Source organism: Leptospira weilii serovar Ranarum str. ICFT, from assembly GCF_000332415.1.
Classification (GTDB): domain Bacteria; phylum Spirochaetota; class Leptospiria; order Leptospirales; family Leptospiraceae; genus Leptospira; species Leptospira weilii_A.
The window spans coordinates 167,292-182,854 of the sequence record NZ_AOHC02000037.1 but is presented as its reverse complement, the minus strand read 5'-3'; the positions used below and the strand labels follow the sequence as shown (position 1 = coordinate 182,854).

Genomic DNA, 15,563 nt, shown 5'->3' with positions numbered 1-15,563 from the left:
AGAATGAATTCGTTTCAACTCGATGATATCTTAGGACAAGACGTTGCTCTTACGTTCTTAAAAAGATACACGTCGAAACCGGAAACGATTCCGCCCCTTCTTATCTTTCACGGTCCCGACGGAACCGGAAAAGAATCCGCATCGGAACGTTTCATTAAGAATGTATTGTGTTTCGAAGGAACTTCCTGCGGGATCTGCGCGTCCTGCAAAGCTTTCGTGCGCCACTCGCATCCGGATTACATTCGATTCCCGGAGGAAAGCGGTAAAATCATTCCGATTGGAAGCGAGGATAATCCGGATGAGTTCTCGATTCGATGGTTAATCCGTTCCCGCTTGAACTATCGACCGCATCTTTCCCGATTTCGATTTATCGTTTTCCCGGATGCGTCCTTAATCGGAAACGAAGCCGAAACCGCATTGTTAAAATCGTTGGAAGAGGCTCCTCACTTTTCAAGATTTATCTTTATCGTAAACAATCTGGATAAACTCAAAGAGACCATCATAAGTAGAGCGATCTGTGTTCCGTTTCAATACTTGAATCAAAACGATTTAAAAAGAATCAATACAAACTTCGGACTTACCACACTTCCGTTTCAGGGCGGAAGTCTCGTATCGTCCGACTGTCCAAAGGAAGTAATGGATTTGATTCAGGAAAAAATCAAGGATCGATTGGAAACGGCGCTCGATCTTTTAAAACTCGAGTCGTGGATTCTTTCTTACAAAGACGAACATCCCGAATGGAAGGAAAATTTTTCTTATAAAGAATTTTTAGAATTAATAAGTCTTGTTTTAATCTACGAATATACGAGAACAGATTACGAAAATAATCTCTCAAAAATCGAAACAATCTTTCAATTCAAGGCCGAACTTCACAAAAAAATCATCGGGATCGACACGATCGCACTTTCAAGATTGTTTTTTCAAATTTCTCTTTAAGATACATTCCAAAATTTGAATATATATTTCTTAAAAAACATTCAGTCAAACGTCCTCTAAAACGCATAAATCGATCGTTTTTTAAATTTGTGACATAATTAATTATTCAAAGCATAAACATCTTCTTTTTTTGGCAGAGGATTCCAATTCCGGAATTTTCATTTGAGTACAAGGCTTCTTCAAAAAATACTGTATTCTCATTCGTAGGGTTCCGGGACTCCGGAGCCGAATTGAAAAATCGTTTTATTCAGTCGAATTGAGAATTTTTTTAATTCGAACTCGCTGAAGTCTCTTCAAACAAGAGAACTTTTTGTTTTATTATTTTTGGAGGAAGCGTTGAATCTAGTTTGGAATAAAATTTTGGAGGAAGTATCTAAAAAGATATCTCCTCAATATTATGAACGCTTCATCGATACTCTGAAATTAGAAACTTTTAATTCGGAAAAATGTACGATCATCGCTCCTTCGGCTACGATCAAAACCCACGTCGAAAGAAAATATCAAAGTATCATTGAAAATGCGATCTTAGAAACCTGCGGCGATAAGATTCCCGTTGAAATTCTAATCGAAACAAAGGCGGCTTCTCCGCTTCAATCGATTCTTGAAAAATCATTCGATCAAAAAGATTTTCAATTCAATCCGGATTACACGTTTGAAACTTTTATTTTAGGAGATTGCAATCGATTGGCCTATACGGCCGCAAAAGAATGTGTTCGAAAACCCGCTGAAATCAATCCTCTTTATTTGTTTGGAAACGTCGGCGTTGGAAAAACGCACTTACTCCATGCGATCGGATCCGAACTTATCAAAAAAGATCCGTGGAAAACCGTATGTTACGTTGATATCACTTCTTTTATGAATGAGTTTCGTTTCGCTCTTCAATCCAGAGAACTGATCGAAAGTTTTAAGATCAAATATCAATCCTATAACTGCCTTCTCGTGGACGACATTCAACTTCTTTCCACCAACGCCGAAAAAACTCAGGATGAATTTTTTGCATTATTCAATTTTCTCTTTGAAAGAAAAAGACAAATCGTAATCGCATCGGATCGTCCGAGTTCCGAACTTACAATTCATGAAAGATTAAAATCCAGATTTGTAACGGGAGTTCAAGCGGACATTCAATATCCGGATCGCGAAATTCGAAAGGGAATCGTAACTCATCATTCTCAGATTATGGATCTCGGTTTAAGCGAAGACATATTGGATTTTTTAGCGGATCAAATCGAAGAAGATACAAGACTTCTTCTCGGCGCGCTCAACGATATTTACTTATATAAAAAATCTTACTCGCTTCTTTTCTTAAACTTAGATAAAGTGAAAGAGATTGTAAAAAATCGTTTATATCGAAAGAAGAATGTGGAATTTTCACACGATCGAATCATAGAATCCGTTGCTAAAGAATTCAGTTTGGATGCCTCGGAGATTATGGGAAAGAGCAGAAAGAAAGAGTTAATCATTCCCCGTCATATTTGTTTTTATCTCTTACACAATATTTTTAAAGTAAATAAATCTCAGGTCGGAAGACTTTTTCAAACTCAACATACGACCGTAATCCACGGAGTTCGTAAAGCCGAGGAACTTCTTTCCAACAACAAAGAAATGCGTTTTTTAGTGGAACGGATCAGTTCCAAATATAGGCTCCAGTAGACAAAGTTTTTCGACAGATAAAAAAATAGTTTTTCACACTGTTTATAAGCTGTTTATAAACTATAAAAATAGCGTTAAAAAAATTTATTAAATCTGTAAATAAGACATAATACAGAATTACTGTCGCTTTGCATCGGAAAATTGACTCAGAATTATGTCGGAAAAGAAAATTCTCTTTTCAAAAAGAATGAGACATATTTCAGTATTCTTTCAGAATGCGATTTTATGTACATATCTACAGGTACTACTCCTACAACTGTACAATAATAAGAAATCTATTTAATTAAAAAAGAAACTAGGAGAAACAAATTGAAAATCAAAGTTAACACATCGGAATTCTTAAAAGCCATTCATGCAGTGGAAGGTGTAATCTCCGCGAGAGAAATTAAATCTATATTATCAAATCTTAAAATAGAAGCGGAAGGGAAGGAAGTTTTTCTTTCCGCTACCGATCTTGAAATTTCGATCAAAACATCGGTGCCTGCGGAAGTCGTTCACTCGGGAAGTATTTCGTTACCCGCAAAACAACTTTCCAGTTTTTTTAAAACGATTCACTTTGAAGAGACGACTTTGTCTTTGGAAGAATCCGACGGTGATTCTTCCATCGTTTATATTACGGACGCTTCCGGTAAAAACGATTATAAATCCAAAATGAGCGGAATGGACGCGGAAGAAATCAAAACGATCTCTAAGGTCGATCCCTCTCAAGTTTCTTCTTTTCCGAGTACTTTGATAAACGACATGATTCGCAAAACCTCCTACGCGATCGCGCACGAAGATCAAAGATTTATATTCAACGGTCTTTATATGATTCCCGATGGAAATAAATTAATTTTTGTCGGAACGGACGGAAGAAGACTTTGTAAAATCGAAAGAACACTTCCTTCTCCTTTACAATTTAAGCAATCGATTATCGTTCCCGCAAAAGCAATTCGAGAAATTTCTAAAATGATCGCAACTTCCGAAACAGGAAATATCGGTTTGATCGACAGCCAGATCTACGCATCCGCAAATAACATAGAACTCTTATGTAAATTGATCGAAGGAAATTTTCCAAATTACGAACAAGTTATCCCGAAGAGCACGAAATTCTCCACGAGCATTTCCAAAGAAGAATTTCAAGTTTCTCTCAGACAAGTTCTTACCGCTGCGGAAGAACCTTCCAGACAAGTAAGACTTACTTTCGGTAAAAACAATTTGAATCTATTCGCTCAAACGTTAGGCGCTTCGGAAGCGAGTATCAACAAGCCGATCGAATATTCCGGCGACGAAGTTACGATCGCATTCAAAGGCGAATACTTGATGGATATTTTCAGATCGATCGACGACGGCGAGGTCAAAATCGAATTTTCGGATGCCAGTTCCCCGGTTATTTTTAAGGATCCGTCCGATCCTGAATTTATATCCGTAATTATGCCGATGAAATTATAAAAATCCTTCGAGCAAAATTCGGAAGAACTTTGCAGCTTGGTCTTTCCGATAAAATGTTTTTAAAACATCTTACTCTTCAGAATTTCAGAAACCACGAAGAACTTAGTTTGGATTTCGATTCCAGACTTATTTTTTTTGTGGGGGATAACGGAGAGGGAAAAACAAACCTTCTTGAAGCGATTTGTATGTTGTCTTGGCTGAAAAGTTTTCGCGAACCCGAAGATTCCAATCTGATTCGATGGGGTTCTGAAAATTTTTTTTTAAGAGGAAGAATCCAAGAAAATCAAAAAGAATCCGTGTTGGAAATCGGATTTACCGCAAAACCCACGATCAAAAGAAAATTAAAGTTCAATCAAGAAGAAGTAAAAAAAAGAACCGACCTGATCGGTAAGTTCATTACGGTTTTATTAACTCCTATGGATTTAAAAATCATAGAATCGGGTCCGGCGGAAAGAAGAAAATTCATCGATGCGTTTATCTCTTCTTTCGATCCCTTTTATCTCGAATCTCTGCTCGAATATAATAAAATTCTAAAACACAGAAACGCTTTGTTAAAAACGGGCGGCTCCGATTCCTCTCATCTATCGGTTTGGGATAAAAAACTGATCGAGAAAGGGGTATTGATTCTTAATCAAAGAAAAAAAATAGTTTTGGAACTCAATTCTTTCTATCAAACCAATTTGGATAAGTTGAGCGGTGGAAAAGACGGACTGGAACTCACCTACCAACCCAACGTAAAAGACGAAAACGAATTTGTAGAAAAACTCGGCCGTAATTTGGGAAGGGATTTGAGACTCGGTTATACTTCGGTAGGAATTCATAGAGACGATCTTTTTATCGGAAACAACGAACGTGATATCACCGAGTTCGGATCTCAGGGTCAAAAAAGAAGTACGGTAATCGCTTTAAAAACCGCTACGTTCAATTATTATAGGAATGTATTAAATACTACGCCGGTTTTATTGATCGACGACGTAATTCGGGAATTAGACGTTAAACGAAGGGAATATTTTGTGGATCTCGTCGTAAACGCGGGGCAGGCATTTTTTACAACGACGGATTTGGAAGGAATTCAAGATTATGTCGGTAAACTTCAGGATCAAAAACAGATTTTTCTAATTCGAGAAGGAAACGTCCAATCTGTAGAATGAAAGACGATTTGATTTCATCCAAAAAAATCGAGACTTCCGAGTTTCGTTCCGTTTTAAATCAAATGGGAATTACGGAAGAAAATTTACAGGAAAAAATTTCCGTTCATACGCTTCGAAATCGCTGGAAGGAAATAATTGGTCCCGTGTTTGCTTCGCATTCGGAAGTGAATTCGGTTCAATTCGGTAAACTCCGAATTCTCGTTTCTCATAACGCTTATAAACAAGAATTGCTTTTTTTGCAAAATCGTATTCTCAGAGAGTCGGCTCGGTTTTTAGGAAAAGGAATCGTTCGTTCGATTGAGATTTCAATCGGTAAACTAACGACTTCTTATTCTCCCGCCTTACCTGAAACCAAGGAAAAAAAAGGCTTGGAAGGCAAAGATGATTTAATCGCGATTCTCGAAAAAGAAACGGACCCCGAAGTTAAAAAACGTTACCTAGAGATTCTTCAATATCTTTGATCATTCGATGAATTTCCTTGCCTCCCTATGGTTTTCAGGAAAACTATTCCTGAGGTCCGAAAAAAATGAGCCAAGAAGAAGCAAGCTACGGCGCCGGTCAGATTAAGATTTTAGAGGGTCTCGAAGCTGTTAGAAAACGTCCCGGAATGTATATCGGAACCCAGGACGATACGGGACTTCATAAAATGGTCTACGAGGTCGTGGACAACTCCGTGGACGAGGCAATGGCCGGGCATTGTACGGAAATCAGGATCTCCATTTTACCGGATAACATCATCGAAGTAAAAGATAACGGTCGAGGAATTCCGGTCGACATTCACCCCGATAAAAAAATTTCCACGATCGAAGTCGTAATGACCATCCTTCACGCGGGTGGTAAGTTTGAAAACGACGCCTATAAAGTTTCGGGAGGTCTTCACGGAGTTGGGGTTTCCGTGGTAAACGCTCTCTCCGAATACCTCATAGTCGAGGTGCACCAGAAAGGAAAATATTATACTCAAAAATACGAGAAAGGTATCCCAGTTTCTCCCGTGGAAATGAAAGGAGATTCTTCCGAAAGAGGAACCATTGTTCGGTTTAAACCGGACGCTTCCATTTTTACCACTGTGGATTTTCAGTTCGACGTGTTATCCGCGCGATTTAGAGAATTAGCTTTTTTGAATAAAGGTTTGGTTCTAATCGTCGAGGATCGCAGACGCGGCGGCGAAGGGGAAAATCTTTTACGGAATGAGTTTCAATTTTCCGGCGGTATCGTTTCCTTCGTAGAACATATCAACGAAAACAAACATCCGATGCACAAGGTCATTCACTTTGAGCGAAATAAGGACGATGTAATCGCTGAAATTTCGATCCAATATTCCGAAACGTATACGGAAAGTATTTTTTGTTTTACCAACAACATCAACAACAACTTAGGTGGAACTCACTTAGAAGGTTTTCGCGCGGCTCTCACGAGAACGTTAAACGACTTCTTAAAAAAGGATACGGTTCTTTCTAAAAAACATCCGACGGGTCTTTCCGGAGAAGACGTTAAGGAAGGTTTAACCGCGGTCATCTCAGTTAAAATTCCTCAGCCTCAATTCAATTCTCAGACAAAAGAGAAATTGGTGAACGCCGAGATCAAAGGGATCATGCAGACCTTAACTTCGGAGGGCCTTACTTTATTCTTCGAGGAAAATCCGAACATTACAAAAAAGATATTAGAAAAATGTATTCTTTCTGCGAAAGCGAGAGAGGCCGCTCGTAAAGCAAGAGATCTTACTCGAAGAAAGACGGTTCTTGAAGGAGGAGGTCTTCCGGGTAAACTTGCGGATTGCGCGGAAAAAGATCCGGCCCTTTCCGAGATTTATCTTGTCGAGGGGGATTCGGCTGGCGGTTCCGCAAAACAAGGAAGAGATCGAAATACGCAGGCGATTCTTCCTCTGAAAGGAAAAATTCTAAACGTTGAAAAAGCGAGATTGGATAAAATTCTTTCCAGCGAAGAAATTCGCGTTTTGGTTTCCGCTCTCGGAACCGGAATCGGAGAAGACGAATTCAATATCGATAAAATTCGATATCATAAAATTATGATTATGACGGATGCGGATATAGACGGTTCTCACATTCGAACGTTGCTCCTTACATTCTTTTTTCGTTATATGCGACCCGTGATCGAAAAAGGTTTTCTTTACGTCGCACAACCTCCTTTGTATCTCATCAAACACGGTAAAAATTCTACCTATGCGTACTCCGACAAGGAAAAGGAAGAATTATTAAAGACCGTCGGAGCCGAAAAAGTCGTCATCCAAAGATACAAGGGTCTCGGAGAAATGAATCCCGAACAACTCTGGGAAACCACGATGGATCCTTCCAACAGAGTCGTTCTGAAAGTTAAGTTGGACGATTTCGTGGAAGCGGAAGAGACGTTTAACGTTCTTATGGGCGACGAAGTGCAGCCTAGAAAATTGTTTATCGAAGTGAATGCGGCTAAGGTTGCAAACTTGGATCTTTGATCCAAAGGGAATTTTGAAATGAGTCAAGAGATGGAAAACGAAACAAAAGTCCTGAGCTATAATATCGCCGGAAAACCGGATATCGCAGAAGCCCTTAAAAATGGTGTCAGAGTTATCCCCGTAGAAATCGAAGATCAAATGAAAGAAGCGTATCTGGGATACGCGATGTCCGTGATCGTCGGTCGTGCGCTTCCGGATGTGAGAGACGGATTAAAACCCGTTCACAGAAGAATTTTACATGCGATGAACGAGCGTGCATGGAGAAGCGATCGTCCTTATGTAAAATGCGCTAAGATCGTGGGGGAAGTGATCGGTAACTATCACCCGCACGGTGATGCATCCGTTTACGAAGCCCTCGTAAGAATGGTGCAAGAATTTTCCTTACGAGTTCCTTTGATCGACGGTCAAGGAAACTTCGGTTCGATCGACGGAGATAACCCCGCTGCGTATCGATACACGGAAGCAAGACTTGAGAAGGTCGCCGAAGAATTGTTACGCGACATCGAAAAGGAAACCGTCAGTTTTTCACCTAACTACGACGATACGAAACAACAACCGGATGTACTTCCTGCAAACTTTCCGAACTTACTCGTAAACGGTTCTTCCGGAATCGCGGTTGGGATGGCGACAAACATTCCTCCGCACAATCTTAAGGAAACAATCGATGCGGTAATCGCAGTGATTAAAAATCCTGAGATTACAATTCCTGAAATTCTCAAGATTATACCGGGTCCTGATTTTCCAACTTCAGGAATTATCATCGGTGGAGAAGGATTGATCTCCGCTTATACGACCGGAAAGGGTTCCATTCGAATTCGTTCGAAAGTCGATATCGAAGAAAAGAAAAACGGAAGAGAAGTGATCGTAGTTACCGAAATTCCGTATCAAGTGAACAAAAAAGTTCTCCTAGAAAAAATCGGAGACCTTGTTAACGATAAACAAATCGAAGGAATTTCAGAAATTTTGGATCTTTCGGATCGAAAAGGAATTCGAGTCGAAATTCATATTAAGAAAGATGCAAATGCTCAGGTCATTCTAAACCAACTTTATAAGATGACTCAACTTCAGGTGAGTTACGGAATCACGATGCTCGCGATTCTGGATAACAAACCTAAGATTTTTAATATTAAAGAAATATTAACTGCTTATTCGATTCACAGACGAGAGGTCATCGTAAGAAGAACCCAGTTCGACTTGGATAAGGCGGAAAAACGCGCTCATATCTTGGAAGGATTGAAGATCGCTTTAGAAAACATCGAAGACGTAATCAAGGTCATTCGGGCTTCTAAAAATCCTCCGGAAGCAAAACAACAGTTGATGATTCGTTTTAGTCTTTCCGAAGTTCAATCGGACGCGATTTTGGAAATGAGATTACAAAGGCTCACTTCTCTCGAAGTTCAAAAGATCATCGACGAATTGGAAGAAGTCAGAAAACTCATCGTGGATTTAATGGACATTCTTGCAAAACCTTCCCGCGTAAACGACATCGTTTGTACCGAACTCCAAGAAGTCGGAGATAAATACGCTACAAAAAGAAAAACCGAAATCTCAATCGAAAGTATAGAAAGTTCTTCCTTCAACGCGGAAGACTTGATTGCGGACGAAGAGATCGTAATCCAAATCACATACGATCAATTCATCAAACGTCTTCCGATCGATACTTTCAAAAGACAAAAACGAGGCGGAAAAGGAATCCAAGGTCTTTCCCAAAAACGCGACGACGTGATCAAGATCATGAAGGCCGCTATGACTCACGACAGTATCATGTTCTTTTCCAACATCGGAAAGGTTTACGTGATGAAAGCTTACGAATTGCCGATCGCATCCAAGGAAGCGCGAGGAAAATCTCTCAAAGCGATCATCAATCTTAGAGAAGACGAATATATTTCTTCGATCTTTGCATTTAGAGAAGAAGACATGGACAAGGATCTTCTTTTGGTGACCAGACGCGGTTTTATTAAACGAATTCAACTCAAAGAGTTTGGGAACGTTAAAAAATCAGGAATCATCGCGATTGGACTTCGAGACGGAGACGATCTCATCAAGGTAGAAGCGATTGCCGACAAGGACGAGGTTATCATCTTCTCCAGAAAAGGATTGGCCCTTCGAATCGAAGGGAATATTATTCGCGCTCAAGGAAGAACCGCGAGCGGTGTTACCGGAATGAGATTGTCAGCAGACGACGCAATCGTCGGACTCAGCAAGTTCAAAGAAGGCGAGGACATTTTTGTCGTTTCCGAAGAAGGATATGGAAAACGTCTTGGCTTTGAGGAATTTGCCGCGAAAGGAAGAGGCGGTAAAGGAATGGCTTACCTCAAAGTAACGGAGAAAAACGGATTTTCAGTCGGAACGGGTTCGGTCGGAAGCGAAGATGAAATCATTCTGATCACACAACAAGGAATGACGATTCGAATCAACGCATTCGATATTTCTAAACTAGGAAGAACCGCGGTCGGAGTTCGCATCGTAGATCTAAAAGACAACGATAAGGTGCAAGATTTTACGGTTCTCGGAGAGAGTTGAACCAATGATTCAAATCGGAAACGTTACGATTCCGGGGAGGATTTCACTTTCTCCGATGGCGGGCATTTCCGATTCTCCGACTCGTAGAATTTGCAGAAAATTCGGAGCCGCTTTTTCTTATACTGAATTCGTAAATACGGACGAACTCGTTCATCGCGCGCCTAAGGCTCTGAAAATGTTTCGGTTTCACCCGGAAGAACGTCCGATTACGTTTCAAATTTTCGGCAACCGCTTGGAGATCATCGCGGAAGCTGCGGAGATCATTCAAGAATTAAAACCCGATATCATCGATTTGAATATGGGTTGTTCCACTCGTAAAGTTTCTTTACGAGGAGCCGGGGCGGGACTTTTGCGTAGACCTGCGTTAGCCGGAAAAATTATAGAAGCAATCAAGAAACGAGTCAAAGTTCCCGTTACCGCAAAAATTCGTATCGGATGGGATTCAACAACACACAACTATCTCGAGGTCTCTAAAATTTTGGAAGAATCCGGAGTGGACGCGCTTACGGTCCATGGTCGAACCAAAGAAATGGCTTATACCGGACTTGCGGATTGGGACGTGATCGGCGAGGTAAAGACGAATAGAAACATTCCGATCTTCGGAAACGGAGATATCAAAAGTTTCCAAGAAGCAACTTCTAAAATCGACAAATACGCGTTAGACGGAGTTCTTATCGGAAGAAATGCGATCGGAAATCCTTGGATCTTTTCCGAAGTCAAAAAGGAAGAATTGTCATGGAATGATATTTCAGATGTGATTCTTCAGCACGTTCGTTGGATGGTGGAAAACTTTGGAGAAGAACTGGGGCTGGTTCTATTTAGAAAACATCTCGTGAAATATTTAAACGGTCTGGAATTTGATCCGATTTGGAAAACGGAATTATTGGAAATTAAAGAATGGAATCGTTTCGAAGATCTGTTTTTTTCTCATGAACCTTCTCGGCTTTTAGCTTTCGCTTAAAATCATTTTTTCCGTATTCTCTTTTACTTTAAACGGATAGATTTGAAGATGAAAATTGAGTTTTTATAATATACTAAATTCGATTTCTTCGGATATTCTTTTTAAAAATCAAAACCACAATTATTTTAAAAAATAATGACGGCAGGAAATAAAAAAACCCCGCTGTAAGGCGGGGTTCGTAAACAGTCAAGTTTTTGGTAAGTGAAAACTTATTGTTTGTTGGAAACCTCTTGTGCTTTCGCTACGAGAGCGTCTTTTCCACCGGGGAATTTTGCGTAAATTACACACTGACATTCTTCCCAGTTGTCTTTAGAAACGTCTTTTGGATCGGAACCGGAACCGGTCGCTTTACATTCGTAAACCCCGACTCCTTTTACAACACCTTGAGACTGAGAAACGATTACGGATGCGGTTGCCTCGCCGTCGGAAACTCCGGAAGCCGATTCTACGGTTTCTCCTACCATCTTTTTCACAACGTCGGACGCGCCTTGAAGTCTGGAAGCTTCACGGCAAGTGGATTGCATCATTGCTTGGCTTTTCTTAGCCACTGCTTTAGCGGAAGCTCTGGAAGCAAATTTAATAAAGTACCAGTCTTTTGGATTCGTATCTCTTGGTGTTTTTCCGTCGTTTCTTTGTTCCGGAGGTCCACCCCAACCTTCAAAAGTCCATCCACCGTCGCCTACGGTAGTTGCGTCCTTTTGTCCGGTGTCGGTGCTGGAGCAAGCTACAAAAATCATTGTTGCTACAGATAGAGCGATAAGTCTATTGATCATTATTTTCTCCTTGATCTACTAAATGAAAAAAACTAATACTTTGTCTAGTTTATGCAACTCATTTTTTAATAGGTTGCGTTGAATCCGGGTTCCCTCATAATAAAATTAAGAACTCGTTCAAATCGTACATGTTAAGAAATTTATTCCTTTTCTTTTCTTTTGTTTTGTGTCTCATCCCGTATTTTCTACGAATATAATTTTTCTTTCGGGAAAAGTTGAGGGAAACTTACCGGCAACTTTGGAACGGATCGATGACAGATCGCAAGAAATTTCCAAATTGGGGGCTTTTTACGCGAACTTATTGCTAAAAGCAAAAGTGGATACGACTGAAAAAATCAGAGATAAAGAAATTTTTAATAAATTCAAAAGTTCCCGTTTTGGTAAGGAAGACTTTTCAAAAATTTGTTCCGAATTGGCCGTAGACTATTTAGTCCGAGACGAGGTCGGTTTCCAAAACAATATTTCTCTCGATCGTGTCGTTTACGATTGCACACAGAAACGATTGGATGAATTTCATCTTTCCGAAAAATCGGATCTTTTCTTTTTGATGCGATCCATGACGGAACGTTCCTTTCCATGGATTCCTACTAAAAAAAGACAAACCACCGCTTTAATATCCGATAATAAGGGTGCGAGAGAATTCATCTTTGTTATCGATATGTCTCCTTCTTTCCAAAGAGAAAGGGACGAATGGGTTCGGTTCGTTAAGAATGCGTCTTGGGATTTTATGACCGGGATTCGGATCGTAACTTTCTCCGAAGGAAAAGTCTCAATTCTTCCCAAAGCCGGTTCTTTGGCGGAATTAAGAAATCAGATCGGAAATTTAAAATCATTCGGCAAATCCAGTTTGGATGATTTATCGGAAGCTTTACTGAGCGCAAAACGCGCGTTAATACGGTCGGGAAGTCGTTCTCAAAACGTTCAAAACATAATCATTCTTACAAACGCAAAAGGAAAAATTCCCAACCCCACTTTATCTTCCGCAATTCAGGATCTCCAGTCTTCCGGTTATAAGGTTCAATTGATTACCGCGCCGTATTTTGCCGTTTCTCAGACGCAGTTTTTTAAAGGAATTTTTCCAAAAGAAAATCTTTTCGAGATAACGTATTTCAAAAGAGTGAGTACCGTAAAAGATTCAAAAACTCTCATATTCCGGGGAAGGCGGATTTATTTTACGTATTCGGACGTTTCTCCGAGCCAAACTCCGCCGGAATCTTCGCTCAATAAGGTTTCTTATTCCGGAAAATATGCGGAATCGGAATCGATCCATCCGCTGAATTTTACGGAAATATATTCCGAATTGACGGGAGATAAAATTCTTACATCGGATTCTTTACGGGACAATCTTTCCTTTTTACTTTCTCAAGTCGTATTTAAAGATGAGTTTAAAGGGGAAGGTGGAACGGAAGTTTTGGTAAAATCCGGGGAAAAGGCTTTTTGGGTTTCGCTCCCGCCCGGAATCAAAACCCCTCAAATCGACGAGCAGATCTTATATCGGACGACTTATGTTCCGTCCGCAAGTTCCGTGGACGGTGTCGCGAACGTCGCGGGTCTTACGGAAACGTATCGGATTTCTCCTTCTCAGGTTTTGGAATGTACGCCGATTCAAGTAAGAAATTATTTTCAGAATACGAATAAAAGTTCTTTTGATTGTATCATCCGAGGTAAAGTTCTCCAAGTCAAAGGATTATAATCTTCACACAGGGATCGGCATTTGAATTCCGAAGAACACATTTTTATCGGCAACGCTTCGAATTCGATTAAGATATTCAATCGATTGAAGTCGTTGTCTCAAAATACGTTGCCCTTATTTGTTACGGGAGGTCCGGGCAGCGGGAAAACTTTTGTTTCCAAATTGATCGCCGATTTAACCGGCTCAAATCCTCGCGTTGTTATTTTAGATTCCGATAATATAGAAAACGAAAAAAATTTCGAATCGATACTTTCCGAAGGAAAAAACACGTATTTTCTTTTTAAGGATTTTCCGAATTTTCCCAAGGAGATTCAGGTTTATCTTCTGAAAAAAATCCGCGAAAACCAAAGCGACTCTCGTTTTGTTTTTATTTCCGGCAAAGAATGGAAACAGAAATTGGAAGCCGGCCAAATTTTAGAATCCCTTTATTTCGAAATTTCAAACTTTCGATTGGACCTTCCCGATCTCAGGGAAAGAAAAGAAGACATTCCTCTTTTGATTCAACATTTTTTGGAAACGCTTTCCGAAAAGTATAAACGAAAAGAAATCCGATTGAGCGAAAAACTAGTTCAGTTTTTGCTTAATTACGATTTTCCGGGAAACGTCAGACAGCTCAAAAATCTTCTGGAAAGTATGATTTCCTTGTTCGCCGTTCGTACTCTCGAAGTAAAACACCTTCCGCCTCAGATGTTCGAAACTTCTTACGTCTATTCGGAGTTCATCGAAGTAAAAACGGGAATTCCTTTAAGGGATTACGAAAGGGAGATCATTAAAAAAAATCTGATACTCGTTAACGGGAACAGGGAAAAAGCGGCCAAGATACTCGGAATTTCGGAAAGGACGATTTACAGGAAGATCATAGAATTCGGTCTTTCCGGCGAAGCTGAAGGAAAAAATCCTCCATCCGACGGTTGAAGTAAAACTCCGATCCTTCTTTTTCCGAATTTGTTTTGATTCGGATATTCATCTCTATCATAAAATCATAAAGTTCTCCGATGATCTTATCGGAAAAAAAAGCGGCTTCCTTTCTAAGACGATTTCGAACAAAATTCTTACGCGCGGGACTGTAGGATTGAATGTCCAAAAGTTCGTAAAGTTCCTCGTCGGAAAGAGAGGTTTCGTACTTTCTAGAAATGATTTTGTACTTACGAAGTTGATCGATTCTTTCCTTTAAGATCGAAAAAAATAAAAGCAAAGAATCTTTTCCGCTCTGAAACTTTTTCAACTCTTTGAAAAAACGAATCCGATCCGATTCCATAAAAAAATCAACCAAACCGGAAGAATTGAATTCCCCGCTGAACAATAAAACGTCTTCTACATCCTGTTTCGTGAAGGATTTTTTTAAGAGATAAAGTTTAAGTTTGGAAAGTGATTGTAAATACGCTCCCATTGACGGAGGAATTTTGTGAAGAAATTCATCCATCGCGTCTTCGTCCAATTGAACTCCGATTTCTTTACAAGCTTGTAAAAGACCCGAGCGGGTTTCGTTCGGATAAAAGTTTTTGATTTTGATGAGATTGGCTTTTCCTCCGAAGATCTGAAGAACTTTGTTGGGAACTTCCCAGTGATTGTAGTGGATTAAAAGTTGGATCGAGTCCGGAAAATTCGAAAATCGTTTTTGTAAGGATTCGTTGTTCTTTCCTTTTCCGCCGGAGATCGGTTTGAAAAATTCAAGTCCCGATTTGATGATAAATAATTTCCGATTGGAGAACATGTCCAAGTTGAAGGCTTCGGATTGAAATCTTTCGAAGTCTCCCGGTTCCGAAACGAAAATTACGATTTCGAAAGGTTCCCCCGTTTTCCGAATCGCTTCCTTATATTTTTCCGCGAGAATTTCAAACTCATAGGATTCTTTAGCCGCGACAAAAACGATTTGCGGTAATTCTTTGTTCCAATCGGCCAGGAACTCAATGGAATTTTTATATTCTTTTGTTTTAGTCGCCATTCGATTTGAATTGGAAGTAACTTCGATCCGTAAAAAAAAGGGAGAATT

12 protein-coding genes are annotated in these 15,563 nt (G+C 39.9%); 10 read left to right on the top strand and 2 right to left on the bottom strand.

Annotation, left to right across the window (positions count from 1 at the left end; genetic code table 11):
• Window positions 1-3: 3 nt before the first annotated feature.
• The 8 genes from LEP1GSC060_RS11785 to dusB all read left to right on the top strand — a co-directional run bounded on the left by LEP1GSC060_RS11785 (window position 4) and on the right by dusB (window position 11,104).
• Window positions 4-936 carry a DNA polymerase III subunit delta' gene (locus LEP1GSC060_RS11785; RefSeq protein ID WP_003004164.1) on the top strand — a complete coding sequence of 311 codons (933 nt, stop codon included), beginning with the start codon at window positions 4-6 and terminating at the stop codon, window positions 934-936.
• A gap of 336 nt (window positions 937-1,272) precedes the next feature.
• The gene (dnaA, locus tag LEP1GSC060_RS11780) at window positions 1,273-2,586 is read left to right on the top strand and encodes a chromosomal replication initiator protein DnaA (protein WP_036096310.1); all 1,314 of its coding nucleotides are present in this window, start codon (window positions 1,273-1,275) and stop codon (window positions 2,584-2,586) included.
• 309 nt (window positions 2,587-2,895) lie between these two features.
• Complete coding sequence (gene dnaN, locus LEP1GSC060_RS11775) at window positions 2,896-4,017, top strand: DNA polymerase III subunit beta (protein WP_003004793.1); 1,122 nt, start codon at window positions 2,896-2,898, stop codon at window positions 4,015-4,017.
• A 53-nt stretch (window positions 4,018-4,070) separates the two neighbouring features.
• Window positions 4,071-5,168, top strand: coding sequence for a DNA replication/repair protein RecF (gene recF, locus LEP1GSC060_RS11770; protein WP_036096258.1), 1,098 nt, complete (start codon window positions 4,071-4,073; stop codon window positions 5,166-5,168).
• Window positions 5,165-5,629: a DciA family protein gene (locus LEP1GSC060_RS11765; protein ID WP_003004720.1), complete on the top strand. Its 465-nt coding sequence runs from the start codon at window positions 5,165-5,167 to the stop codon at window positions 5,627-5,629. Before recF ends, LEP1GSC060_RS11765 begins: the two co-directional genes overlap by 4 nt.
• Window positions 5,630-5,694: 65 nt before the next feature.
• Entirely contained in the window at window positions 5,695-7,620 is a 1,926-nt protein-coding gene (gene gyrB, locus LEP1GSC060_RS11760; RefSeq protein WP_003004888.1) for a DNA topoisomerase (ATP-hydrolyzing) subunit B, read from the top strand.
• 18 nt (window positions 7,621-7,638) lie between these two features.
• Window positions 7,639-10,143: a DNA gyrase subunit A gene (gene gyrA, locus LEP1GSC060_RS11755; protein WP_003004255.1), complete on the top strand. Its 2,505-nt coding sequence runs from the start codon at window positions 7,639-7,641 to the stop codon at window positions 10,141-10,143.
• A 4-nt stretch (window positions 10,144-10,147) separates the two neighbouring features.
• The gene (dusB, locus tag LEP1GSC060_RS11750; protein ID WP_003004910.1) at window positions 10,148-11,104 is read left to right on the top strand and encodes a tRNA dihydrouridine synthase DusB; all 957 of its coding nucleotides are present in this window, start codon (window positions 10,148-10,150) and stop codon (window positions 11,102-11,104) included.
• Between the two features lie 209 nt (window positions 11,105-11,313).
• Here the strand turns inward: dusB and LEP1GSC060_RS11745 are convergent, their stop codons facing one another.
• Entirely contained in the window at window positions 11,314-11,877 is a 564-nt protein-coding gene (locus LEP1GSC060_RS11745) for a lipoprotein LipL21 (RefSeq protein ID WP_036096255.1), read from the bottom strand.
• Window positions 11,878-12,019: 142 nt separating this feature from the next.
• On the opposite strand from LEP1GSC060_RS11745, the gene LEP1GSC060_RS11740 reads away from it, so the two are divergent.
• Together LEP1GSC060_RS11740 and LEP1GSC060_RS11735 are read left to right on the top strand one after the other, a co-directional pair.
• A complete protein-coding gene (locus tag LEP1GSC060_RS11740; protein WP_036096253.1) occupies window positions 12,020-13,570 on the top strand; it encodes an LIC10012 family protein in 1,551 nt (516 codons plus the stop codon).
• 21 nt (window positions 13,571-13,591) lie between these two features.
• Complete coding sequence (locus LEP1GSC060_RS11735) at window positions 13,592-14,485, top strand: AAA-type ATPase lid domain-containing protein (protein WP_036096251.1); 894 nt, start codon at window positions 13,592-13,594, stop codon at window positions 14,483-14,485.
• Here the strand turns inward: LEP1GSC060_RS11735 and holA are convergent.
• A complete protein-coding gene (holA, locus tag LEP1GSC060_RS11730) occupies window positions 14,427-15,515 on the bottom strand; it encodes a DNA polymerase III subunit delta (protein WP_003004337.1) in 1,089 nt (362 codons plus the stop codon). The genes LEP1GSC060_RS11735 and holA overlap by 59 nt on opposite strands.
• Between the last annotated feature and the right edge of the window lie 48 nt (window positions 15,516-15,563).

Excerpts from the sequence above, each read along its gene's own strand:
- LEP1GSC060_RS11785 (WP_003004164.1), top strand. The coding sequence starts at position 4 with ATGAATTCGTTTCAACTCGATGATATCTTAGGACAAGACGTTGCTCTT.
- recF (WP_036096258.1), top strand. The coding sequence starts at position 4,071 with ATGTTTTTAAAACATCTTACTCTTCAGAATTTCAGAAACCACGAAGAA.
- LEP1GSC060_RS11765 (WP_003004720.1), top strand. The coding sequence starts at position 5,165 with ATGAAAGACGATTTGATTTCATCCAAAAAAATCGAGACTTCCGAGTTT.
- gyrB (WP_003004888.1), top strand. The coding sequence starts at position 5,695 with ATGAGCCAAGAAGAAGCAAGCTACGGCGCCGGTCAGATTAAGATTTTA.
- gyrA (WP_003004255.1), top strand. The coding sequence starts at position 7,639 with ATGAGTCAAGAGATGGAAAACGAAACAAAAGTCCTGAGCTATAATATC.
- dusB (WP_003004910.1), top strand. The coding sequence starts at position 10,148 with ATGATTCAAATCGGAAACGTTACGATTCCGGGGAGGATTTCACTTTCT.
- LEP1GSC060_RS11745 (WP_036096255.1), bottom strand. The coding sequence starts at position 11,877 with ATGATCAATAGACTTATCGCTCTATCTGTAGCAACAATGATTTTTGTA.
- holA (WP_003004337.1), bottom strand. The coding sequence starts at position 15,515 with ATGGCGACTAAAACAAAAGAATATAAAAATTCCATTGAGTTCCTGGCC.